The sequence below is a fragment of the Psychrobacter sp. UBA6739 genome, assembly GCF_002453835.1.
Classification (GTDB): Bacteria; Pseudomonadota; Gammaproteobacteria; order Pseudomonadales; family Moraxellaceae; genus Psychrobacter; species Psychrobacter immobilis_A.
Genome location: NZ_DKHR01000052.1, coordinates 1 through 21,535, shown reverse-complemented (window position 1 = coordinate 21,535; position 21,535 = coordinate 1). Strand labels below are relative to the sequence as shown.

Genomic DNA, 21,535 nt, shown 5'->3' with positions numbered 1-21,535 from the left:
TTCTCACTGCTAACGCTATGTCATAGGTATGATCAAATAAATCCGTTAAATCATACTTTACCATTTGTCGTTGTTTGCTCTTTGCCACTAGGTACGAGCCATTTAGCAAACCATCCTGACAAATCATCCATCAAAGTATAAACCACTGGAATCACCACAAGGCTTAATAACGTCGAAGTCACCAGACCACCCAATACCGCAGCGGCCATCGGACGACGGAAGGTTGGATCGGCATCACCCCAACCGAAGACTAAGGGCAACATCCCCGCGCCCATCGCAATGGTGGTCATAATAATAGGACGCGCCCGCTTGCGGCAAGCATCGATAATAGCCTCAAAACGCGCCAAACCTCGACGCTGTGCAATCAGTGCATAATCGACCAATAAGATAGAGTTTTTGGTGGCAATACCCATTAGCATAATAAAGCCGATCATCGATGGCATAGAAAGACTGCTATTGGTAATAACCAAGCCTACAAAAGCGCCGCCTATCGATAAAGGCAATGCCATCAAAATGGTGAAAGGCTGCAATATACGCCCAAACAATAGAATAAGTACGCCTAAAATACAAACCACACCGACCGACATCGCAATCACAAAACCGCTGAATAGCTCAGCCATGTTTTCTGCTTGACCTTGGTCAATAATGGTAATGGAAGGCGGTAGTTGTTGCATGGCAGGTACTGATTTAACCGCTTGTACCAAGTCTCCAAGCTCGCCACTCGCAGGTTGCACCGTGATACTGATGGCGCGTTCTCGATCGAGCCTGCTAATCTGCGCAGGCCCAGTGCCAAAGTCTAATGACGCCACTTCACCCACACGTACACCCTGTCCTGCTGGTAACGAGCTCGGTACATATAGACCTTCTAATTGGCTGACATTTTGCTTGGCAACATCTGGTAGACGAATGACGATAGGAATCTGCCGCGTATCCAAATTGAGCTTGGATAAACGCTGCTCATAGTCACCTACCGTCGCCACTCGTAACGTCGTAGCGATGTCTTGCGTGGTCACACCTTTATCCGCCATCGCCAGTCTGTCTGGCGTCACCGTTAACTCTTGACGCGGCAAACTGCGGTCACTGGTCACGGAGCCAGCACTGGGCAGCCCTCGAATCTCTGACATGATTTTCTGAGCGGTTTGTTCAAGCAATTGCGGATTGGTACTGGTCATAGAGAAGTTGTAACCACTCTCTCCACCACTCGACAAACCGACGGTAAAGCGCGCGCCTGGCACTTCTGCCAACAAACTACTTATTTGACGTTCAATCTCTTGCTTAGAGCCGCGCTCTGCACGTGGTGCTAGCACGATATCTAGACCTGCTATATTTTCGGCTTTGCCACCACTAGAGTTTGAGTCCATGCTAGCCTGAGCCTCACCGACTGAGGTAAAAATATTGGTGACTTCAGGCATTGCTAAAATACGCTCACTTGCCAGCGCAGCAACGCGCTCTGTGTCTTCCAGTGCAACGTCAGGTGTCAACTCAATCGCCACACGAGTTTGGTCAATGTCATTATCAGGAATAAACGATGTTGGTAGTAGTTTGACAAGCATCAGTGACGCCACGAATAACACTAAAGTTGCACCCATCGTCAGCCAGCGATGATGCAGTGTCCATGCCACTATTTTGAGATACCAACCCATCAGCGCGCTTTGTTTCTCAACGTGTTTTTTCTCTGGTCGCAATATATACGCTGCCATCATCGGTGTGATAAGACGCGCGACCATCAAAGACGCAAAAATCGATAATGCAGCTGTCCAACCAAACTGACGGAAAAACTGACCAACGATACCGCCCATAAAGGCGGTAGGTAAAAACACGGCAATCAAAGTAAATGTGGTCGCGACTACTGCCAAGCCAATCTCGTCAGCCGCTTCCATCGCTGCTTCATACGGTGTCTTGCCCATGCGTAAATGCCGTATGATGTTTTCGACCTCGACGATCGCATCATCAACCAATACACCGATCACTAATGACAATGCCAACAAAGATATAATATTGAGGCTAAAGCCAAATAAGTACATACCTAAAAAGGTAGGAATCACTGATAATGGCAAGGCGACAGCAGCAACTATAGTCGCCCGAATATTGCGCAAAAATAAGAATACGACGACGACTGCTAACAGACCACCTTCGATCAGCATCCGTAAAGAAGCTTGATAATCTTCCGCAATCGGCGTTGCCCGATCATAGACCTTTTCAATAGTGATATTACCTACATCGGCTGACAGCTTGGCAAGCTCTGCATCAACCAGCTCCATGACCTCGACTTCACTGGCACCACGCGAGCGGGTGATGTTAAATGCCACCACCGTTTGCCCGTCAAGCTTAGCAATAGAGCTTGGGTCAGCCGCGCCATCTGTGATTTGTGCCATACGTCCAAGCGCTTGTGTGCCGCCTGCTGGGATTGCCACTTGTAAATCATTGAGCTCACTTGCCCGCTCCACCGCACCAAGGACACGAATCGTCTGGGTGGTTTTGCCCACTTCTGCTTCACCACCAGAGCTGTCCTGCTGAATACCCGTGATTTGATTGGATAGTTGTGTGATAGAGAGCTTAAGACCACTCAAGGTAATCGGGTCAGCTGCGACGGTAATCTCACGCTGCAAACCACCAATACGGCTAACCGTACTGACACCCGGTATGTCAGAAAGACGCTTGGTGACTGTATCATCGACGAACCAAGACAAGTCTTCCACATTCATGTTTTCAGAAGCCACAGAATAAGTGACAACGGGGAATCCTGCGGTTGAAACTTTAGTAATAATAGGGTCATTGGCAGCGGCAGGCAAATCGCCGCGTACCTCGCCTACTGCCGAGCGCACATCATCGACCGCTTCTTGAATATCCTTTTCTAACACAAACTCTGTGACCATGGTGGCAGCACCCGTTTGTAACGTGGTGCGAATATGCTTGATACCTTCAATACTCGTAAGCTTGTTTTCTATCTTTTTTGCGATGTCGTTTTCGAGCTGTGATGGCGCGGCACCCGGTAAAGTCACCGTGACCACGACTGCAGGTAAGTCAATATCAGGAAACTGCTGCACCTTCATTTTCATAAAGCCATAAATACCGCCTAACGTCAGTAGTATAAATAGCAAAATGGCAACTAAAGGATTTTTTATCGAGTAAGCAGAAACATTTAAACTCATGGTTGTGCCTGCGCTGCTGTACTCGTTTGGCTAACACCATCAACGATACGCACCAAATCTCCATCATTTAAAAAGCTGCCGCCTTGTTTGACAATTTGACTGTCACTAGGCAATGGCTCTAGCACTGCCACATTTTCGCCAAGTCGCTCGCCCAATGTCACTCGTTGTTGCTTGATACGACCCATGGTCTGACCATCTTGAGTGGTCACATTGGTTACTAGCATCACATAATCATAGCCATCGTTGCTGACGATAGCGCTATTGGGCACCGTTTGCGTACTGGCACTGCCTAATAGGAACTCACCCGTTTGATACATACCTGCCCGTACTTTTGCATTGGCTGCCAAGCTCGCATAGATGGTAATCTGCCGGTTGTTGTCCGCCGTTGGTGCTATGCGGCTCACTTTCCCCATTACCGTATCACCATCTGGTAAGCTCACCCGTACTGGCGTCCCGACACTGACTTCACCAACAAGCTTGGGATCAATATCTGCACGCCATTCCAAAATACCACCTTTAATGATAGTAAATAATGGCTCGCCACCAGCAACCATACCAACCTCCGCCATTTTCTCGCTGATGACACCGCTGACTGGTGCGACCACTGTTGCATTATCTACACTCAAGCGCTGAGTGCTCAGAAGCGCTTTGGAAGCTTGTAGCGCAGCCTGTGCTTGAAGTTTTGCAGTGCGATAGCGATCGGCTTCTTGTTTGCTAATCGCATCAATATCTATCAATGGCAATACACGGGCAGCATCAGCGCTGGCATTGGCAAGCGTCGCTTCTGCTTCGGCAACATCTGCCTCTGCTTGCAAGACTTGCTGCTCCATAGCATCGGTGTCAAATATCGCCAATACTTGACCCGCTTTGACGCGATCACCTTCTTCGACCAATATACGCTCGATAGCAACACCGTTTACTTTGGCACTGACATTCGCCTTATCTTTGGCATCAATGGTGCCATCAGCACTGAGTGTGTTACCAATATCATCTTGGCTTGGGCTGACCGTCTCTACTGATAATACCGCCTGCTCAGTACTCGTAGCGCTTGCAGTGGCACCATTACTTGAAGTACCACTAGAAACTGGCGATTCATCCGTCGCGGCTTCATCACTCCCGCCCCAATACTTTCCAAGTAGCACACCAATGATAAGCACGGCTGCCAATACGGGTAACAACCATAACGGTAATTTTGAAGAAGTTTTTTTAGACAAAGTATCAGACTGGCGATACGGTGGTAGCTCAGATGGTTGAGGTGGCTCAATGTTGGTTTCTTGCTCGCTAGTCGGTGCTTGCTTATTATTAGGATGTTCAAAATCACTCATAGTCGGTCTCTATAAATAAGCACGGTACTAACGCCGTAAAAAGTATAAGGGAAACAAAATGATGCTGGCAGAGCTTATCAAAATAGTCTTTTATCATTGTAGACTATCTCGTCATTGGGTCAATTATGTTAAGTATCTACATAGTCAATTGTTGATAGTCATCAAGACATAATAATCAAGATATAGTAAGACATTGAACTTAATAAAGATTATTAGTAGCAAAGATTATAAAGTGAACGATAACTAAAGACAAAAGACAGCGTATTTCCAGTTCATTGCATAAGTCTTCTTCACACAAAACCCCTTTCTTAAAACTTATTCAGCCAATGAAAAAATGACCAAATATGCTGTCATATTGAATGCATTAAGATGCGCCCATTATAGTTGGAACCATCACTCGTAAAAACTAATGATACATACGCCCTACAGTTTAGACTTGTATTTACGGGGTAATTTGTCATTATTAAGATAAATCTACTAATAAAGGAATCCATCATGGCTAATAAATCAGACGTAAAAAAGCTTAAGCAAGAAATTAAAGACACCAAAGCAAAAATTAAGCAGAAAAAGAAAGACCTCAAAGATCTTAAGAAGTCATTGAAAAAGTCGAAAAAAGCCAAATAGCATTGTTTCGAGATGATGGCTCTAGGTCAAAGAATAGAAGAGGATAGCGTTGGCTGTCCTCTTTTTTACCATTAATTTAGCCATTTTTAGCCCATTTATAAGGATAACCGATTGAATTCAGGAGACGCCTCAGGCATTGGTATAACGACTCGCCTCAGGCATCCAGCGGTGAATCAGTTGGCTGACATCTGCCTTGCGCGTAGGATCTGCAATTAAATGTTTGGCTAAACGCTGAGCAATGGCAAACAGCTGCTCGTCACGTATCAGATCAGCCAAATAATAACCAACGTTACCCGTTTGACGTTTGCCTAATAGCTCGCCGGGGCCACGTAGCTCTAAGTCTTTTTGCGCAATAACAAAACCATCAGTGCTATCACGCAGGACATTTAAGCGCTCTGTACCTGTCTCTGATAATGGCTTTTGGTATAACAGTACGCAATAGCTTTTGGTTGAGCCACGCCCGACTCGCCCGCGCAGCTGATGTAATTGCGATAGACCTAATCGTTCGGCATTTTCAATGACCATTAACGATGCATTAGGTACGTCGACACCGACTTCAATGACAGTCGTTGCAATCAACAAATCCAAATTGCCAGCTTTAAATTCTTGCATGATGGCTTGTTTGTCAACGGATTTCATCTTGCCATGGACAAGACCAATGCGAATATTCAAGCGCTCATTTAAATCCTCATAAGTAGCTTCAGCGGCTTGCGCATCTAGCACACTAGACGCTTCGACCAACGAGCAAACCCAGTACGCTTGCCTACCCGCTTCACAATTAACCGCAATCCGCTCAATGACTTCATCGCGTCGATTACGGTCAATGGTCACCGTAGTAATTGGCGTACGCCCCGGTGGCAATTCATCAATGATAGAGGTATCCATATCACCGTACACGCTCATCGCAAGCGTGCGCGGAATCGGGGTGGCAGTCATAATCAGTTGATGTGGCGTGCTATTCGCCACCCCTTTATTGGTCAGTGCCATACGCTGCTCAACACCAAAGCGATGTTGTTCATCGATAATAACTAAGCCCAATTTGGCAAACTGCACCTGCTCTTGAAACAGTGCATGAGTACCGACCACGATTTGCACCGTATTTTCTGCGACTGCTTCCAATGCTTCGCGGCGCTGCTTCGCCGTTTGTTTACCAGCAAGCCAGCCAACACCGATACCTAACGGCTCAAACCATTGTTTGAAATTGACCAAATGCTGCTCTGCTAAAATTTCTGTGGGTGCCATAACAGCCACTTGCCAGCCACTATCTAACGCATAACCGGCTGCACCCGCTGCGACCAGAGTCTTGCCCGCGCCCACATCACCTTGCACCAACCGCAGCATTGGGATGGACGTTGCCATATCAGCCGTAATATCTTTCATGACTCGTTGCTGGGCACCCGTTAAATCAAACGGCAATGCGGCAAATAGCTTATCAGCCAATGGACTTTGCGTGGCACATTTGGGTGCTTTATGCTGATGCAGTTGCTGACGACGATATAACAAGCTGAGCTGATGGGCGGTTAATTCTTCAATAATCAAACGCTGGCATGCCACATGAGTACGGGCACTTAACTGGGTGAGTAGCTGATATTGTCGTCCTGCGTCGGTATAAGTCGGCGGTGTATGCAGCAATACTAAGGCTTCAAATATCGTCAGATTATAGATGTTGTTATTAACTGTTCTATTAGCGACTGTATGGATATCACTGTTTGTATTATTATTGGTATCATAGACATTGGCTTTATTGACACTACTAACGCTATTACCAGTCGTATTATCTGGTACGCTACGCGCCAGTGTCGAGAATATATCTTCTGGATACTCTGCTTCTGTTACTACTGTCTTCGTCGGTTCAAAAGGCGCTAATGGCAAGTCAGCCACGACTGCAAAATCTGTAGGAGTAAACAGCGTCATTGGTAAGCCTTCACTACGAACCGTCTGTAATGCCAGCTTAATTAAGGTGCGCAGCTTATTCTGGTGCAAACCTTTAACACTTGGATAAATAGGCTGTAAGCCTGTATTTACTACCGTCTCATTACTACTGATAATTTGATATTCAGGATGGTGGATTTGCTTACCATAACGACTCACTTTCACTTCGCCAAATAATTGCAGCTGTGTCCCTAAGCTCATGGTTTGTGCAAGACCACGATAAACCTTAAAAAACCGTAGCGATATGGTGCCTGTATCATCATCTACCACGACCGTCATACCGCTGCGCTTGGTATCGACGTGCACCACACGCCCAGTAATTAACGCAGACTGTCCGTGCCCCACTTCTGCTATAGACAGCAATCGGCTACGATCTTCATAATCACGTGGCAGATGCAGCAATAAATCAAATATTCGTTTAATATTCAATTGCGCCAACTGTTCTGCGACTTTTAATCCCACACCCGCCAGTGCCGTCACTGGCATATCTAGCGCTGAGAGTGGCAGCTCAGACCTAAAGTGGTCTGTTGGGCTAGTTAAAGAAGCGTTCACTGATACTGACATCAAAGATCCTAACGATATTATTTTTAGTTTTCATATACTCATTCAAGTATTTTCAATATACCGTAGATGATGACAGTTTTTATAAAACAGCTGTCATAAACATGACACATCAAAACACCGACTCATTTCATTATAGCTGACAATACAATTGCTTATGCTCAGCTATTTAGTAATACTGCGTCAAAAAGCCTGAAAGTCAAACGGCTCATTTGTATCATATCAATAACTGATGTCTTATTTTCCGTATTATCGTCATTTTATAAGGTGTTTTTATGTTCGCTCCTGCCCAGTATCGACAACCTCTTCATAGTCTAAGAGTGCGAAATAGTATGAGAGTGCTATGCACCAGCTTAATTGCCGTACTCGGATTATCTATCAGCGCTTGTAGCTCTCTAACGCCAGCGCAGCCGTTACCTGAAGCACCTGAAATAGCGCCACTTAATGTGGCGTTAGTCTTGGGCGGCGGCGGTGCCAAAGGCTTCGCCCATGTTGGGGTGATTAAAGCATTAGAAGCAAATGGCATTAAGCCCACGCTCATCGTTGGCACCAGCGTCGGCAGCTTGGTTGGTAGCCTATATGCCAGCGGCTACACACCAGTACAACTTGAGCAACTGGCACTGACCACTACAGATAGCGAATTGACAGATTTTGTCTTATCCAATCAAGGTGTCATCGAGGGTATCAAACTCAAGAACTTTATCAACGATAAAGTCGATGGACGAGTAATAGAGAATTTCCCCATCCGCTTTGCAGCAGTCGCGGCGGAGAAGCATACTTTGAAAAAAGCCATTTTTACCACTGGTGATGCGGGGCTTGCTGTTCAAGCATCCTGTAGCGTACCGAATATTTTTATTGCGCCGCGTATTCCAGAAAAGGTCGGTAAAAAATATATCGATGGTGGCGTGGTCAGCCTAGTACCTGTAGATAGCGCCCGTGATTTAGGCGCTGATATTGTTATTGCCGTTGATGTGACAGATACTGGTATTAACAATATTAGCGGTGTCTCTACACTTGATAAAAAATTAAACCTCAACGGATTAAGCAGTTTTTGGGGATTTTTGGAGAGTAATGTTGTAGCTCCGCCAAGCGCCAATCGTGCCTCATCGATGCAACGTGAACGAGATCGTGCTGATGTGCTGATTACGCCTGCGGTCAGTCATATCAGCTCACTAGATACCAGCCAGCGCCGTGCTCTCATAGCTGCAGGCTCGCAAGCTACTACCGAACAAATGGCTGCCATCAAGCAATTAATCAAAGAAAAATCTAACCAGAAATACGCGACGCTTTAAGCGCCTTGCAACGGCGTACCAAAATTTCTTGTTAACAACCCACAAAAAAGCACCACAGCAACGAGCCGTGATGCTTTTTATGATTAAACGAATATTAAGCCAGTATTAAATAAATCACCCTGATAAAATACTTAATATTAAATGACTGGCTTATTTCACACGTGCACGGTATTTAACCACTACGGTGTCATTAAGACCAACACCCTCTAAATCCCAGCGTACCGCTTTATAATACTTTAATGGAATTTCTTGTAGTTGGTTATCCACTTTTCCACGTAATGGCATACGGGCAAAAGTATTACCGTCCGCACTGCCGTATGGAAACTCAGGTGATACTGTACGCAATAACTCTACCTGCTCAGGGATACTCATCGTCACGGTCATTTTTCGGACGCGATCTGCATTGGTATTGGTGAAATAACCTTGGTACTCCAAGACATTACCTGATTGCAGGCGCGTACTAGCATTCACCGGAGCCAAAACCTCTTGACCGTTTGCATCAACGCTAATCAATGACGCGGTAATTTTACTATTGACGGCTTGTGCACTCGAGTTGCTGCTTTTAGTAGCATTGGTCTGTACAGCTGCCGAACTATCAACGGCTTGTTCTGGCGTCGGTAGCATTGCCGAGGCTTGCGTCACTACCATCGCACCGATGAGCGTACCAGCCACAACGTGGAATAAGCGATGTCCGCTCCAAGCACTAAATGGGCTAGCAAATTGGTTACTTTTTTTCATGGTTTTCATTATCCCTGGTTAATATGTCGGTAAAACGCAGCTGGTAAAAATTGAATAACTTTTGGTGTATATTGAATCGTTTACAGGCAGCACAATTTAGACGGAACATACCCACTTATAAGAAACATGCTATAAGAAACATAACTCATTATAAATGGTCGACTGTTATAGTATTGGCAGACCTAGTATCGCTGCTGATTGTAATGACAGCTAATGGCAAGCGCTGCATGCGTCTATATTGTCATAGCTGGTAAGCTTATCGTATAAAGTTCTTATTTTTATTGATTATCTTCGTTCATCGCCTGTAAAGCAATAGCGTTTAGCATAGCAAAAAGTGTTTGTACGTACACTAACCCCGTGTTGGGGTTGTGTATATCGTCGATCAGTGATAAAAATTGATTGATACTACTGAAATAAAAGATAGCTCATAACGGCGTTTTTTGCTATGGTAATTCTTTAGCGATAGGCATTTTTTGCTACGCCCCTTTTCTTATTCTCACTACTATTGCCCTTATTATGACTACTAGCGCCATGCCCCAAATCAACCCTGAATACGTCCATTGGTTCCGTAACTCTGCCCCCTACATCAATACCCATCGCGGCAAAACGTTCGTGATTATGTTTGGTGGTGAGGCGGTCAATCATCCAAATTTTAGCACCCTTATTCATGATTTTGCGCTACTGCATAGCTTAGGTATCAAGCTGGTATTGGTACATGGAGCGCGACCGCAAATCGAAAAGAACTTGAAAGATGCTGACATTACATCCCCACTGCATCAAGACATTCGAATTACACCGCGCGTGGCGATGCCTGCTATTTTACAAGCGGTAGGCGCTATTCGCCTGCAACTCGAAGCGCAGCTGTCGATGGGACTGGCCAATTCACCTATGTATGGTTCACGCATCGATGCCATTTCAGGCAATTTTGTGACCGCACGTCCTTACGGTATTCGTGATGGTATCGACTACCAAATGACTGGCGAAGTGCGCTCTATCGATGTTGAAGCCATCAAAAACAACCTGCTACACGACCATATTGTGATTTTAGGCTCAATGGGTTATTCAGCGACTGGTGAAGTCTTTAATTTGCTAGCTGAAGACGTGGCGCTCAGTGCAGCCGTGGCACTGGGTGCTGATAAGCTTATCTTCTTGGGTGAAGAAGCAGGCATCAATGACGATGATCGCTTACTAAGAGAGATGATTCCTAATGAAGTCGACCGCTTCTTACGTGATCGTGATTTAAATTGCGAGATCAATTATTTCTTAAATTGCGCCAGTTTGGCTTGCCGCCAAGGCGTCCATCGCACCCATATTATCTCGTATGCCAAAGACGGTGCCTTATTAGAAGAGTTATTCACTCGCGATGGCTCTGGTACTCTTATCAGCCATGACCCTTACGAAGAGATTCGTCGTGCCAATATTGACGATGTGGTCGGACTGATTGAGCTATTATCACCGCTAGAAGAGCAAGGCATATTAGTCAGCCGCTCACGCGAACGCTTAGAGCAAGAGATTGATAATTATAGTGTCATCGAGCGTGATGGTATGATTTTGGGCTGCGCGGCGCTATATCCATTGGATACAGAATCAGCAGAAGTTGCCTGTGTCGCCGTACATCCCGATTATCGTAGCGGTAGTCGCGGTGCAGACTTACTGGCATTTTTAGAGCAACAAGCGCGCAGTCATGGTCTGCACAAGTTGTTTGTGTTAACGACACGGACGGCACATTGGTTCGTCGAGCAAGGCTTTTCCGAAGTCGAGGCCAGCGCGCTACCTGCATCGCGTCAAGAAAAATACCATAATGGTCGTAATTCTAAAGTCTTTCAAAAAACTCTTTAGATGCTCAATTTCTAATCATAAAAAAGCCCTCATAATATTATGAGGGCTTTTTTAAGGTTTTATTTTTTAACACTGTTCACTAGGGTGTGTACTAAGTATTATTTTACTTTTAATAGCTCAACCGTAAAGATAAGCGTGCTGTTAGGCTCGATACCTGCGTTACCCGCTTCACCATAAGCAATATCTGATGGGATATAAAACTCGTATTTACCGCCCTCTTTCATCAGCTGTAGACCTTCTGTCCAGCCAGCGATGACTTGGTTCAACGGGAACTCAATTGGCTCACCGCGCTCATAAGAGCTATCAAATACCGTACCATCGATTAACTTACCTTCGTAGTTCACTTCAACCACGTCAGTCGCTTTTGGTGATTTACCCGTGCCTGCGGTGATAACTTTGTACTGTAAGCCAGAAGCCGTTTCTTTGACGCCTTCTTTTTTAACGTTTTCTGCTAAGAATGCAGCGCCTTTGGTTTTGTTTTCTCCAGCTTTTGTTTCCATGTCTTTAACGAACTTTTCTTCTTGCTCTTTTTGATAAGTCGTCAATACTTCCTGCATTTGTTCTTGGGTCAATGCTGATTCGTTGCCTTCATAACCATCACGGAAGCCTTTTTCAAAGGTATCAAGATTCAGGTCACCGACCGCTTCTTTGTTACCTTCAGCCATCATGAAGCCTAAACTATAACCTACTTTTTCATTTGCTGAGCTTTGCTCGGTGATTGAAACGCTTTTAGCAGCGGTCTCTTGGTTACCGTTATTTGTGCTACAGCCTGTTACCAACAACATAGCACTAGCAAGTGCACCAACGCTTAAAGTAGTGATTTTTTTCATAAAGTACTCTCAAATTGTAAGGATAGTGGCGAGATGTCACATGTTCCTATAATAACAAATCTTAGTTTTAGGAACCATGTTTGCCGTCAAATTATCGGGCGAATGTACAGTCTATGTTAATATTTCTCATCATAATAACAAGTTATCACACAAATACAGTAACACGTTAAGCTTTCTATCTTTAAATCCACTAATACATCAGCTAAGCTAAATGAGTTAAGGTGATAAGTAACCGAGTGTACGTCTTTATCATGGATGATTAACATTGGCAGTAAGGTAATCAACACGAGGGAAACCAACGTTTTTTGATAAGGTTTTTTGATAAGGTTACCTACTCAAAAATTATAATATCACCGCATAACTTATTTTAAAAATACTATTAATTATAACCATCTATGTATTGGTTTCGCTCAACACTAGCTGTACTGATGATATTGTTGAGTGGCTTTCGTATGATGATTAAAGGAGGATAAGATGAATCCAATGTACACATCTTTTAACGGTTATCTTGGTGGGCCTATCGGCTCTATTATTGGTGCTATTTTAATATTTATTATTGGTTGGCTAGTGGCACTGGGTATCGCAGCACTGGTTCGTAATGTATTATCTAGAGTCAATCTGAACCAACGCATGAACTCTTCAACGGGTAAGACCTACGATTTAGAAGGTATTATCTCTAAGATTGTATTTTGGTTCATCTTTATCATCGCGATTTCTGGGGCGCTGAATCAATTGAATTTGAACTCAATCTCGACACCGTTTGCAAATATGGTCAATCAAGTCCTAGCATTTATCCCTAATCTTATTGGCGCTATCGCTGTGGGTATTATTGGTTGGGTCTTGGCTACCGTTGCACGCACAGCTATCAACGCGGCATTGGCGAAAACGTCGATGGATGAGCGTTTGAGTGCTCAGGCAGGTGTAAAACCGATGAGTAGCACGATTGCCGATATGGTTTATTGGTTCATCTTGTTGGTTGTTTTAACGATGGTATTGGGGAAATTAGAGCTTGATGGTTTATTTGCTCCATTGACTAACATGGTTGATAAAATCTTTAGCTTTATTCCTAACATCCTCATTGCAGGTGTTGTCTTTGTCGTCGGTTATATCATTGCCAAAGTGGTACGCGGCATTGTGACCAACCTTGTATCTACTTTTAATGTTCAAGAATTGGCTACAAAAGCAGGCTTAAGCGAAAAAAATAGCTTGCCTAATATCGCTGGTTCATTGGCATTTTTAGTAGTGATCATTCCAACTATTATTGCTGCATTAAATGCATTAAAAATTGAAGTGATTGCTCGTCCTGCGACAAACATGCTGAACAAAATCATGGAAGCACTGCCAAATATTTTTATGGCGGTTGCGATTTTAGTCGTGACCTTCTATGTGGTACGTATGGTTGCCAATATCATCAAAGGTTTGATCGAAAACACTGAGATTAATCAATTGCCTGCGAAAGTTGGCTTACAAGAAACGATGGGCGATAAGAGAGTCTCTGATCTTGTTGGTTATGCGATTATCTTCTTTGCGATGTTATTTGCCTCAATTGCCGCCGCTGACTTACTAGGTTTTGAGCCTATCTCAGCCATTATCGCCATGTTTATTGCGTTTGGTGCCAATATTATCTTGGGCGCAATTATCCTATTTATTGGCTTTTGGCTTGCCAATATCATTGCAGGTGTCGTTGAGCGTTCTGAGCAAGGCTCACAATTCCTAGCAAATATCGTCCGTGTACTAATCATGGGTTTAGTACTTGCCATGGGTCTAAAAGCGATGGGTATTGCTGACTCTATCGTCAACCTAGCATTTGGTCTAACGCTAGGCGCCGTAGCGGTAGCCTTTGCCCTTTCATTTGGTCTTGGTGGTCAAGAAGCCGCTGCACGTTTCCTACGTAAAATGCAGGATAAAATGGACAAAGAACGTGAAGAAGCTAAAGCGAAATCTGCTCTTCATGCTAGCTCAAGTACACAAGAAAAAGTTGCTGACTCAGTTCGAGAGAACACTCCTGCTGCTTCAGGTACAATGACTAGTGACTTCCCTACTAGCACTGTCGATACCAACAATCTTGGTACGGGTCATGTAGATATCACTCATGTTGAAACAAGTGATGACGATATCGACACTGGTTCAAATCTAGCGCCAAGTAATAAAGGCTTTACTGATATTGATAATAACGACTTAAAATAAGTCATCGTTAACGATATATGTTGAATAAAAAAGACAGCCTAGGCTGTCTTTTTTTATGGCGTAAATTTAGTGTCTATGAAAAACTCGCTACAAAACATCGCTACAAAATCATACTCAGGACTTGGTCTTCCGTGCAGGTATATTCAAATTTAATTGCATTCGCATTGACTCATTTTTACTTGCTGATAAGTTATTTGTCGTTTGCTTTTTATGCTGTTGGTTTAAGCGCTGTAATTGCTTGGTCAGCTGCCGTTCACGCTTGGTCATCGGATCAACGGGTTGAATCCATAAATCGATATCAATAAAGGTGTCATTAGATTCGTCAATAAAATCAATGCCCAATACAATCACATGATGCAGCTCGGCTATTGGCAGGCGGCTCGCAACATCCTGTGCAATCTTTGCTAAGTTTGGCTGAATAGCCTGTTTACTGTGCTGGCCCTCAACATCTTGCCCATAAAATATTAATACATAATGCCGTCCCAAGCTCTCATAAGAGTGCTGATGGACGACATAACCTTCTTTTTGCAGACCATGTGCTCGTTTAGGATGTCTATATAGAGTTCGAACCAGCTCATGGCGCGAAAATAAAGACTCGTCCAATAGCTGCTGTTGCCAATAACAGCGTTTTGTTCCTAGTATCTCTTTATCAGCATTGTCTAGTACTTCTTCATCGAGCATCTCTATCATTTGGGTGCTTAGCTGCGACCACAGAGCTGCCGCTTGCGCCATATGCTGATGATACATCTGCGCAGTCGTGCTTTTGTTTTTGTAGGCAAGTGTCATAGCGACTAATGCAGGATTGGGCTCATCTTGCACCTCGTACTTGATGAGTGCATTATCTACTGCGATAGCGTCCGTAAACAAAGTAGGGCTATGTAAAAACTGAGTGACTAGATCTGCTTCTGATTCAAAGCTAGCGACATGATTACTGGCTGAATACTGTAATTGCCCTAAACGATAATGCAAAAATCGCCATAACTCGCATGATGCTTGTAGGCTTGCTAATATCGCCTGCCAGTCATGCCAGCTAAAAACTTGTAGCTGCTGCATACTGTCGCTCATATCCACCACCAAATCTTCCATAAAATAGCGGACACCAAAACCATGAGTGAGCCGTTTTAGGGATTGTCGTTGCTGGTCATTTATCTTAATTTTATTGATTTCTTCAGCTTTATCGGTGCGCTGAATATCAAAAACTAAAATATTATGGCTCATGTTGTCGTTATTTTTATGCTGAGCAAGATATATCTTATGCCATATGAGCGCGGCCTTTACTACCGTCATACGCGCAGCTTTAATATCGACCAGACTACTTTTAGCAGGCAAATACAATATGAGCTTAAGTAATGATAGGTTACCCAGTGGCAATTGATAGTGATATTGCTGAGCACGGTAACACGCGTCATATTTATGCTCAAGATGCTGCATATTGGTCAAAACAATATCTACAGCATCTTTCTGCAAATAGCAGGTCAACTCATTAACAAGACAATCATTATCAGATAGGGTAATAGATGAGTCAGACACAGTGTTAACCTTTTATTATCGAATGGACGCGTTGTATGGTAAGTTGCTATTGATGAGCATAACACTAGAGCATGTTGAATATTCGCAAATTCTTTTGCTATAACGACAGGCTACCAACGAAAAACTTAAAAAAATAAGCCTTATTAAATGCAGTCGCTTTCAGGGCAATGAGTTGTTATGATAATAGCAAAGTAGCATGATTTGCAGTCAAACTTATCGCTTATGGGCTGCCTTTGATTACATTTTTTAGAGACATTTTTTAGAGTCATTTATTAAAATTATTTAATGACCATCATATAATAAAAAGGATTGAACATTATGAAACGCTTTAAAGAGAAAACTGTCATTATAACAGGTGCAGATTCTGATATTGGTCGTGCAACGGCGCTTAGATTTGCACAAGAAGGGGCGAATTGTATAATCGTTGGTATTAATAACGATATTTTAGAATACATCTACGAGGATCTGCCACAGGATCATACATGGATCAATACAGGTAACCACCTTACCGTAACCAGTGATATTAATGATTTGACCCAAACGGCAAGATTAATAGAGCATGTACGCGATAAATATAAACATATTGATGTGATGGTCAATATAGATACTGCGGTCGGCATTCATCAGTCAGTTATTCCAGAACTGATAAAAACACAAGGCAATATCGTTAATGTGTCAACGCTAACGGAGATATCAGCAGACTGGAATATAGAGACCTATAAAGCTAGACAAAAGAATTTGACTGATGTTACAAAGAAGCTGGCATTAGAGAATATACCAAATAATGTACGTATTAATGCCGTATCTGCTGGATTGGTGGCAACGGATATCAGTCCAAATCCATTTATTACCCACTCTCCACTAGGGAAGACAGCGACACCGTTTGATGTAACTGCCGCTGTGATGTTTTTAGCCAGTGATGACGCTGCCATCATTACTGGTATGAATTTACCTGTCGATGGCGGGGTGAGTACGTTTAATAGCTAACTCAATGCTTAGTTTTTTAGCCATTCTTAAAACTCATCACCGCAAACAAAAGACCCCCTGACATTAATCTGTCAGGGGGTCTTAATATAATACAGATACTCATAACTCATTTAAAAACTTTATTCAGCTGAATGATTGATATCTTGTAATGGTTGAGATAAGCGCTCAGGATGTCTTGGCACCACCCCTTTATACTGAGCATAAATTTTTGGTAAATCCGCTTCGATATCACCACTAGGATAAACCAACGACATAAAGCGTATCTCTTTAGTTTTGTAATCCATCGCTACCGGCAAAATAGGTACACCAGCGCCCACTGCTAAATAATAAAAGCCAGATTTCCAAGTTTCAGTATATTGACGCGTGCCTTCTGGTGCTAAACCCAAAAATAGTGGCTTACCTGTTTTGAACTTATCAATACTTGCTTGCAGCACTGAGCCTTTATCACTACGATCAATGGGAATCACCCCTATCCAGCTTAATAGCTGAGCAAATACGGGCACTTTAAATAACGTATGCTTACCCATAATACTGATTTTCAAATCTAGGGCGAATAAACTGGGTATCGCATAAACCCCATCGATATTCGAGGTATGCGGCAGCGCTAAAACCACAGCTTGTGAGATATTTGGAATCTCTCCAACTGTACGCCAACCCGCAGCTTTTAGCATAGCTGAGGCAATCACTGGCGCAATTTTATTACCGCGTTTCGGGACTAAACTACCCAGCTGCTTTTTACTAAGCTTGGGCAATATTTTAGAGTTTACAGACTGAGAAGCAGCAGCTTTTGAGCGATTAAATAACTTTGATGTCATGACGGCACCACATAATAAAAGATACCTACATAATAACATTAAGCTTATACAACTAAATTGAATTTTATAGGCTTTTATTGCTTGCCAGCTTACCGGTTTATAAACTTATATAAATATATAGCTATTGACGGACATACTCATCAAGCCCATTAGGATATGTCAGCCAAATTGCCTTTATTCTCAAGCCAAACCTTGCGATCAGCAGCACGTTTTTTAGCCAACAGCATATCCATGACGCTATTAGTCAACACCATGTCATCCATATCTAGCTGAACTAAACGCCGAGTATCACGGTTCATGGTCGTCTCACGTAACTGCTCTGCACTCATTTCACCCAAGCCTTTAAAACGGGTAATCTGCGCTTTTTTATTGCCCGGCACATTGGCCAAAATGTGCTGAAGCTCAGGCTCATCTAACGCATAATGCACCTCTTTGCCCACGTCTACTCGATATAACGGCGGCATGGCGACAAATAAATGACCCGCATCCACTAGCGCAGGGAAATGCTTCACAAATAAAGCGCAGATGAGCGTGGCGATATGCAGACCATCAGAATCCGCATCCGCTAAGATACATACCTTGTCATACCGCAGCTCAGACAAATCGTCAGATGCCGGATCGACACCGATAGCAATGGCGATATCATGAATCTCTTGGCTCGATAACACCGTATCTGATGACACCTCCCACGTATTTAGAATTTTCCCACGCAAAGGTAATATCGCCTGATAATGACGGTCACGTGCTTGCTTAGCACTACCACCCGCAGAATCCCCTTCCACCAAAAATAGCTCAGCACCATCACGCAAATCACCACGACAGTCTGCCAACTTACCCGGCAATGCAGGACCTTGCGTGATTTTCTTACGGGCGACTTTTTTGGCAGACTTGAGACGACGTCCAGCTTTATTAATCGCCAGCTCTGCGATTTGAGTACCCATATCGGCATGCTGATTTAACCACAGACTAAAGGCATCTTTTGCCAATGTCTGTACTGCCCCAGCCGCTTCGCGGCTAGATAAGCGCTCTTTGGTTTGACCTGAAAACTGCGGTTCAGAAAATTTAAGCGACAGAATATAGTTCACCCCATCCCAGACATCTTCTGCCGTTAACTTGACACTCCGTGGTAGCAAATTATGAATATCGCAAAACTCACGTAAGGCCTCTAAGATACCAGTACGCAGTCCATTGACGTGCGTACCGCCCTGAGCCGTCGGGATAAGGTTCACATAGCTTTCTTGAATCGGCGTGCCACCATCAGGTAACCAAGACAAGGCAAAGGTAATAGCAGCACGTTCGCCCGCTTTCGCATCGTAATTATAATAAAACGGTGCTTCAGGTAAGGTTTCTAAACCATCCAACTGTTCGCTTAGATATTCGACCACTCCGTCAGTAAACTGCCAAACTACCTTTTCATTATTAATATCATCAACAAATTCAATCGTCAGCCCAGCTGCCAATACCGCTTTGGCTTTTAGATTGTGCTTGAGCTGTTTTACATTAAATTTAGGCGTATCAAAAAAGCGACCATCTGCCCAAAAATGCACTCTGGTACCACGTTTGCGTTTGTTTGAGCTGATTGCTTCAGTCAACGGCGTAACTGGTGCGCCATTTTCAAACGCCATATCAAACTGTGTACTATCACGCCATACCGTCACCTCAACACGTGTTGATAACGCATTGACGACAGAGATACCCACACCATGCAGACCGCCTGACACTTCATAATTAGAAGTCGAAAACTTCCCACCAGCATGTAAGCGAGTTAAAATCAGCTCAATGCCCGATTGATTGAATTCAGGATGAATATCAGTCGGCATACCACGCCCGTCATCTTCGACAGACAACGAGCCATCACTATGCAATTGCACCTTGATGGTTTTAGCATAACCCGCCAATGCCTCATCGACTGAGTTATCGATAACTTCTTGCGCCAAATGGTTTGGGCGGGTGGTGTCGGTATACATACCTGGACGACGACGTACTGGCTCAAGCCCTTCTAAAACTTCTAACGATTGCGCATTATATTGACTCACAAATGCATCCTTAACGATTCATGTCTGATTAATTCTATTCAACCATTATAACCAAAAATAGCGACGTTAAGGTTAATAGTCCATCGCTCACGTCATATAATGTCGCCTGTTTAGACTCATACTAAATCTTGTAGCATATTTATCACCATCGGCAACTGCTCACCAAAGTCACTAAACCGATGATCGCCACCCGCTTGTAAAATAACCGTACTCCCTTGCTGTTGATAAAAGGCTTTAGACAATTCAGGATTTAATAACTCATCGCCTTCTTTGATAAATACAGCAATTTTTTTAGGATAATGAATTTCTGATAACTGATGATCTGCAAACCATTGCAAATCCGCAGAAGTAATATCCCAACCGCCAGTAGTCGTATAGAGAATTTGGTTCTTTGGCAATTCATCTTCGCCTTGACCTTCATTACTATCATTATTTAAAAGTAAGTCATGAGCAAAGCGCTGTAATGTCACATGTGGCTGAGTACTAGGATTTAATAGTAAAGCCGCACAGCCTGTATGGTTGCTCACCAAGGTAGAAAAATAGCCACCCAATGAGCTACCAACGAATACAACTTTTGAGTCGCTGCCCCATTCCTCAACTAGACTTATCAGTTTATCGAACACGTCTTGTGGCGATTGATTCAAATCGGGACGCAGTACATTGATATCAGGATGATGATGCTGGCAGTATTTTTCTAATAGCATTCCCTTGGTAGAGTTCGCATCACTGTCCAGTCCATGGATATAAATCAAGTTCACGTATCATCTCACTTATTAATTTTGTTATGATTATCTTATATAGGCTAGTGACGCTAAGCATAGCACCCGCTAAACAAAAATAATAACAATAAAACGGCACACCATTAGTCAGTATTTGCGACATAATAATATTGTCATAATAGTTTTATGCAAGTCAAAGGAATGACGATAATAGCAATGGAGTCGCCATGAACCAACAGTTTGAGCTGTTTGAGATTGCCAATCCATGTATTGGTCTTTGCCAAAGCAATAAAAAAGGCTATTGCTTTGGTTGCCTGCGCAGCCGTCCTGAGCGTCAGTTATGGCATGACATGACGACAGAACAGCGTCGCGAGGTGCTACGACTAGTCTCTGGACGTAAGCTGCGTATAGAGCAAATGAGACAGCGTAAGGGCGAGCAGTTAGGATTTGATTTTGAAGAGGTTGGGGAGTTGTTTTGAGAAATAAAGATTGAGACACATTAACAAACATAATCTTAAATTTACTTCCTGAAGTTTAAAATTTTTAAACAACCTCAAGTAAACTAATATCTCTTCACATAACGATCATTTTTATGTGCTGTATCGAAATCTAAAACTTTAAGATCAGAGTAATCACCAGTAAAGTCAACTTTTAATAAGTCATCGCTATTAATACTCATACTATTAAACAGTTGTAGAAACCAATTGTCTAAATCAGTTCTGTTTTCTTTCATGTATAGGTGAGTAGATCTATTCACTATAAATGCTATGAAGTCAGCTAATTGCAGTAGAGGTTCTTTATGCGATGATTGAAATATACCTTGATACTTATTTGGATAATCATGAAAGACTTCATTACCAACTATAGTATTTGGTTTACCTAACCCTTCATCAATAAAAACATTCAAATCTTCTGAAGTATTTGAATAAAAAATTTTAATTTTAGTTATAGTCAGTCTTTTATAAATA

The 21,535-nt window shown here is 43.2% G+C and carries 16 protein-coding genes; 6 read left to right on the top strand and 10 right to left on the bottom strand.

From position 1 onward, the window contains the following. Positions 1-50: 50 nt before the first annotated feature. The gene (locus B2575_RS11085; protein ID WP_087815070.1) at positions 51-3,152 is read right to left on the bottom strand and encodes an efflux RND transporter permease subunit; all 3,102 of its coding nucleotides are present in this window, start codon (positions 3,150-3,152) and stop codon (positions 51-53) included. Beyond that, positions 3,149-4,477, bottom strand: a complete 1,329-nt coding sequence (locus tag B2575_RS11080; protein WP_296242050.1) for an efflux RND transporter periplasmic adaptor subunit — start codon at positions 4,475-4,477, stop codon at positions 3,149-3,151. The genes B2575_RS11085 and B2575_RS11080 overlap by 4 nt, the downstream gene beginning before the upstream one ends. A 495-nt stretch (positions 4,478-4,972) precedes the next feature. Here B2575_RS11080 and B2575_RS11075 point away from each other — a divergent pair, with 495 nt between their 5' ends. Next, positions 4,973-5,101 (top strand): hypothetical protein, encoded by a 129-nt coding sequence (locus tag B2575_RS11075; RefSeq protein WP_265088293.1) that lies wholly within the window; start codon positions 4,973-4,975, stop codon positions 5,099-5,101. A 129-nt stretch (positions 5,102-5,230) separates the two neighbouring features. On the opposite strand, the gene recG is transcribed toward B2575_RS11075, so the two are convergent. Beyond that, positions 5,231-7,597: an ATP-dependent DNA helicase RecG gene (recG, locus tag B2575_RS11070; protein ID WP_296242046.1), complete on the bottom strand. Its 2,367-nt coding sequence runs from the start codon at positions 7,595-7,597 to the stop codon at positions 5,231-5,233. 272 nt (positions 7,598-7,869) lie between these two features. Here recG and B2575_RS11065 point away from each other — a divergent pair, with 272 nt between their 5' ends. Continuing rightward, the gene (locus tag B2575_RS11065) at positions 7,870-8,886 is read left to right on the top strand and encodes a patatin-like phospholipase family protein (protein WP_296242044.1); all 1,017 of its coding nucleotides are present in this window, start codon (positions 7,870-7,872) and stop codon (positions 8,884-8,886) included. 150 nt (positions 8,887-9,036) lie between these two features. Here B2575_RS11065 and B2575_RS11060 read toward each other — a convergent pair whose 3' ends face one another. Next, positions 9,037-9,624, bottom strand: coding sequence for a hypothetical protein (locus B2575_RS11060; RefSeq protein WP_055125406.1), 588 nt, complete (start codon positions 9,622-9,624; stop codon positions 9,037-9,039). A 516-nt stretch (positions 9,625-10,140) separates the two neighbouring features. Between B2575_RS11060 and argA the strand changes: the two genes are divergently transcribed. After that, positions 10,141-11,463 (top strand): amino-acid N-acetyltransferase, encoded by a 1,323-nt coding sequence (gene argA, locus B2575_RS11055; RefSeq protein ID WP_296242041.1) that lies wholly within the window; start codon positions 10,141-10,143, stop codon positions 11,461-11,463. Between the two features lie 98 nt (positions 11,464-11,561). Here the strand turns inward: argA and B2575_RS11050 are convergent, their stop codons facing one another. Further along, positions 11,562-12,293: an FKBP-type peptidyl-prolyl cis-trans isomerase gene (locus B2575_RS11050; protein ID WP_296242039.1), complete on the bottom strand. Its 732-nt coding sequence runs from the start codon at positions 12,291-12,293 to the stop codon at positions 11,562-11,564. A gap of 474 nt (positions 12,294-12,767) precedes the next feature. Here B2575_RS11050 and B2575_RS11045 point away from each other — a divergent pair, with 474 nt between their 5' ends. Next, positions 12,768-14,480, top strand: a complete 1,713-nt coding sequence (locus tag B2575_RS11045; RefSeq protein ID WP_296242037.1) for a mechanosensitive ion channel — start codon at positions 12,768-12,770, stop codon at positions 14,478-14,480. 114 nt (positions 14,481-14,594) lie between these two features. Here the strand turns inward: B2575_RS11045 and B2575_RS11040 are convergent, their stop codons facing one another. Continuing rightward, complete coding sequence (locus tag B2575_RS11040) at positions 14,595-16,010, bottom strand: hypothetical protein (RefSeq protein ID WP_296242035.1); 1,416 nt, start codon at positions 16,008-16,010, stop codon at positions 14,595-14,597. A gap of 318 nt (positions 16,011-16,328) precedes the next feature. On the opposite strand from B2575_RS11040, the gene B2575_RS11035 reads away from it, so the two are divergent. Then, positions 16,329-16,997 carry an SDR family NAD(P)-dependent oxidoreductase gene (locus tag B2575_RS11035; protein WP_201502896.1) on the top strand — a complete coding sequence of 223 codons (669 nt, stop codon included), beginning with the start codon at positions 16,329-16,331 and terminating at the stop codon, positions 16,995-16,997. Positions 16,998-17,116: 119 nt separating this feature from the next. Here B2575_RS11035 and B2575_RS11030 read toward each other — a convergent pair whose 3' ends face one another. From B2575_RS11030 to B2575_RS11020, 3 genes are all read right to left on the bottom strand, one after another. Next, positions 17,117-17,812, bottom strand: coding sequence for a lysophospholipid acyltransferase family protein (locus tag B2575_RS11030; protein ID WP_227685363.1), 696 nt, complete (start codon positions 17,810-17,812; stop codon positions 17,117-17,119). A gap of 149 nt (positions 17,813-17,961) precedes the next feature. Beyond that, on the bottom strand, positions 17,962-19,848 hold the full coding sequence (gene parE, locus B2575_RS11025) for a DNA topoisomerase IV subunit B (RefSeq protein WP_201555228.1): 1,887 nt from the start codon (positions 19,846-19,848) through the stop codon (positions 17,962-17,964). A gap of 116 nt (positions 19,849-19,964) precedes the next feature. After that, the gene (locus tag B2575_RS11020; RefSeq protein ID WP_296242030.1) at positions 19,965-20,606 is read right to left on the bottom strand and encodes a YqiA/YcfP family alpha/beta fold hydrolase; all 642 of its coding nucleotides are present in this window, start codon (positions 20,604-20,606) and stop codon (positions 19,965-19,967) included. A 188-nt stretch (positions 20,607-20,794) separates the two neighbouring features. Between B2575_RS11020 and B2575_RS11015 the strand changes: the two genes are divergently transcribed. After that, positions 20,795-21,046, top strand: coding sequence for a DUF1289 domain-containing protein (locus B2575_RS11015; RefSeq protein WP_296242028.1), 252 nt, complete (start codon positions 20,795-20,797; stop codon positions 21,044-21,046). Between the two features lie 83 nt (positions 21,047-21,129). Here B2575_RS11015 and B2575_RS11010 read toward each other — a convergent pair. Further along, the coding region (locus B2575_RS11010; protein ID WP_296242026.1) for a DUF3800 domain-containing protein at positions 21,130-21,535 on the bottom strand (406 nt) is incomplete at its 5' end.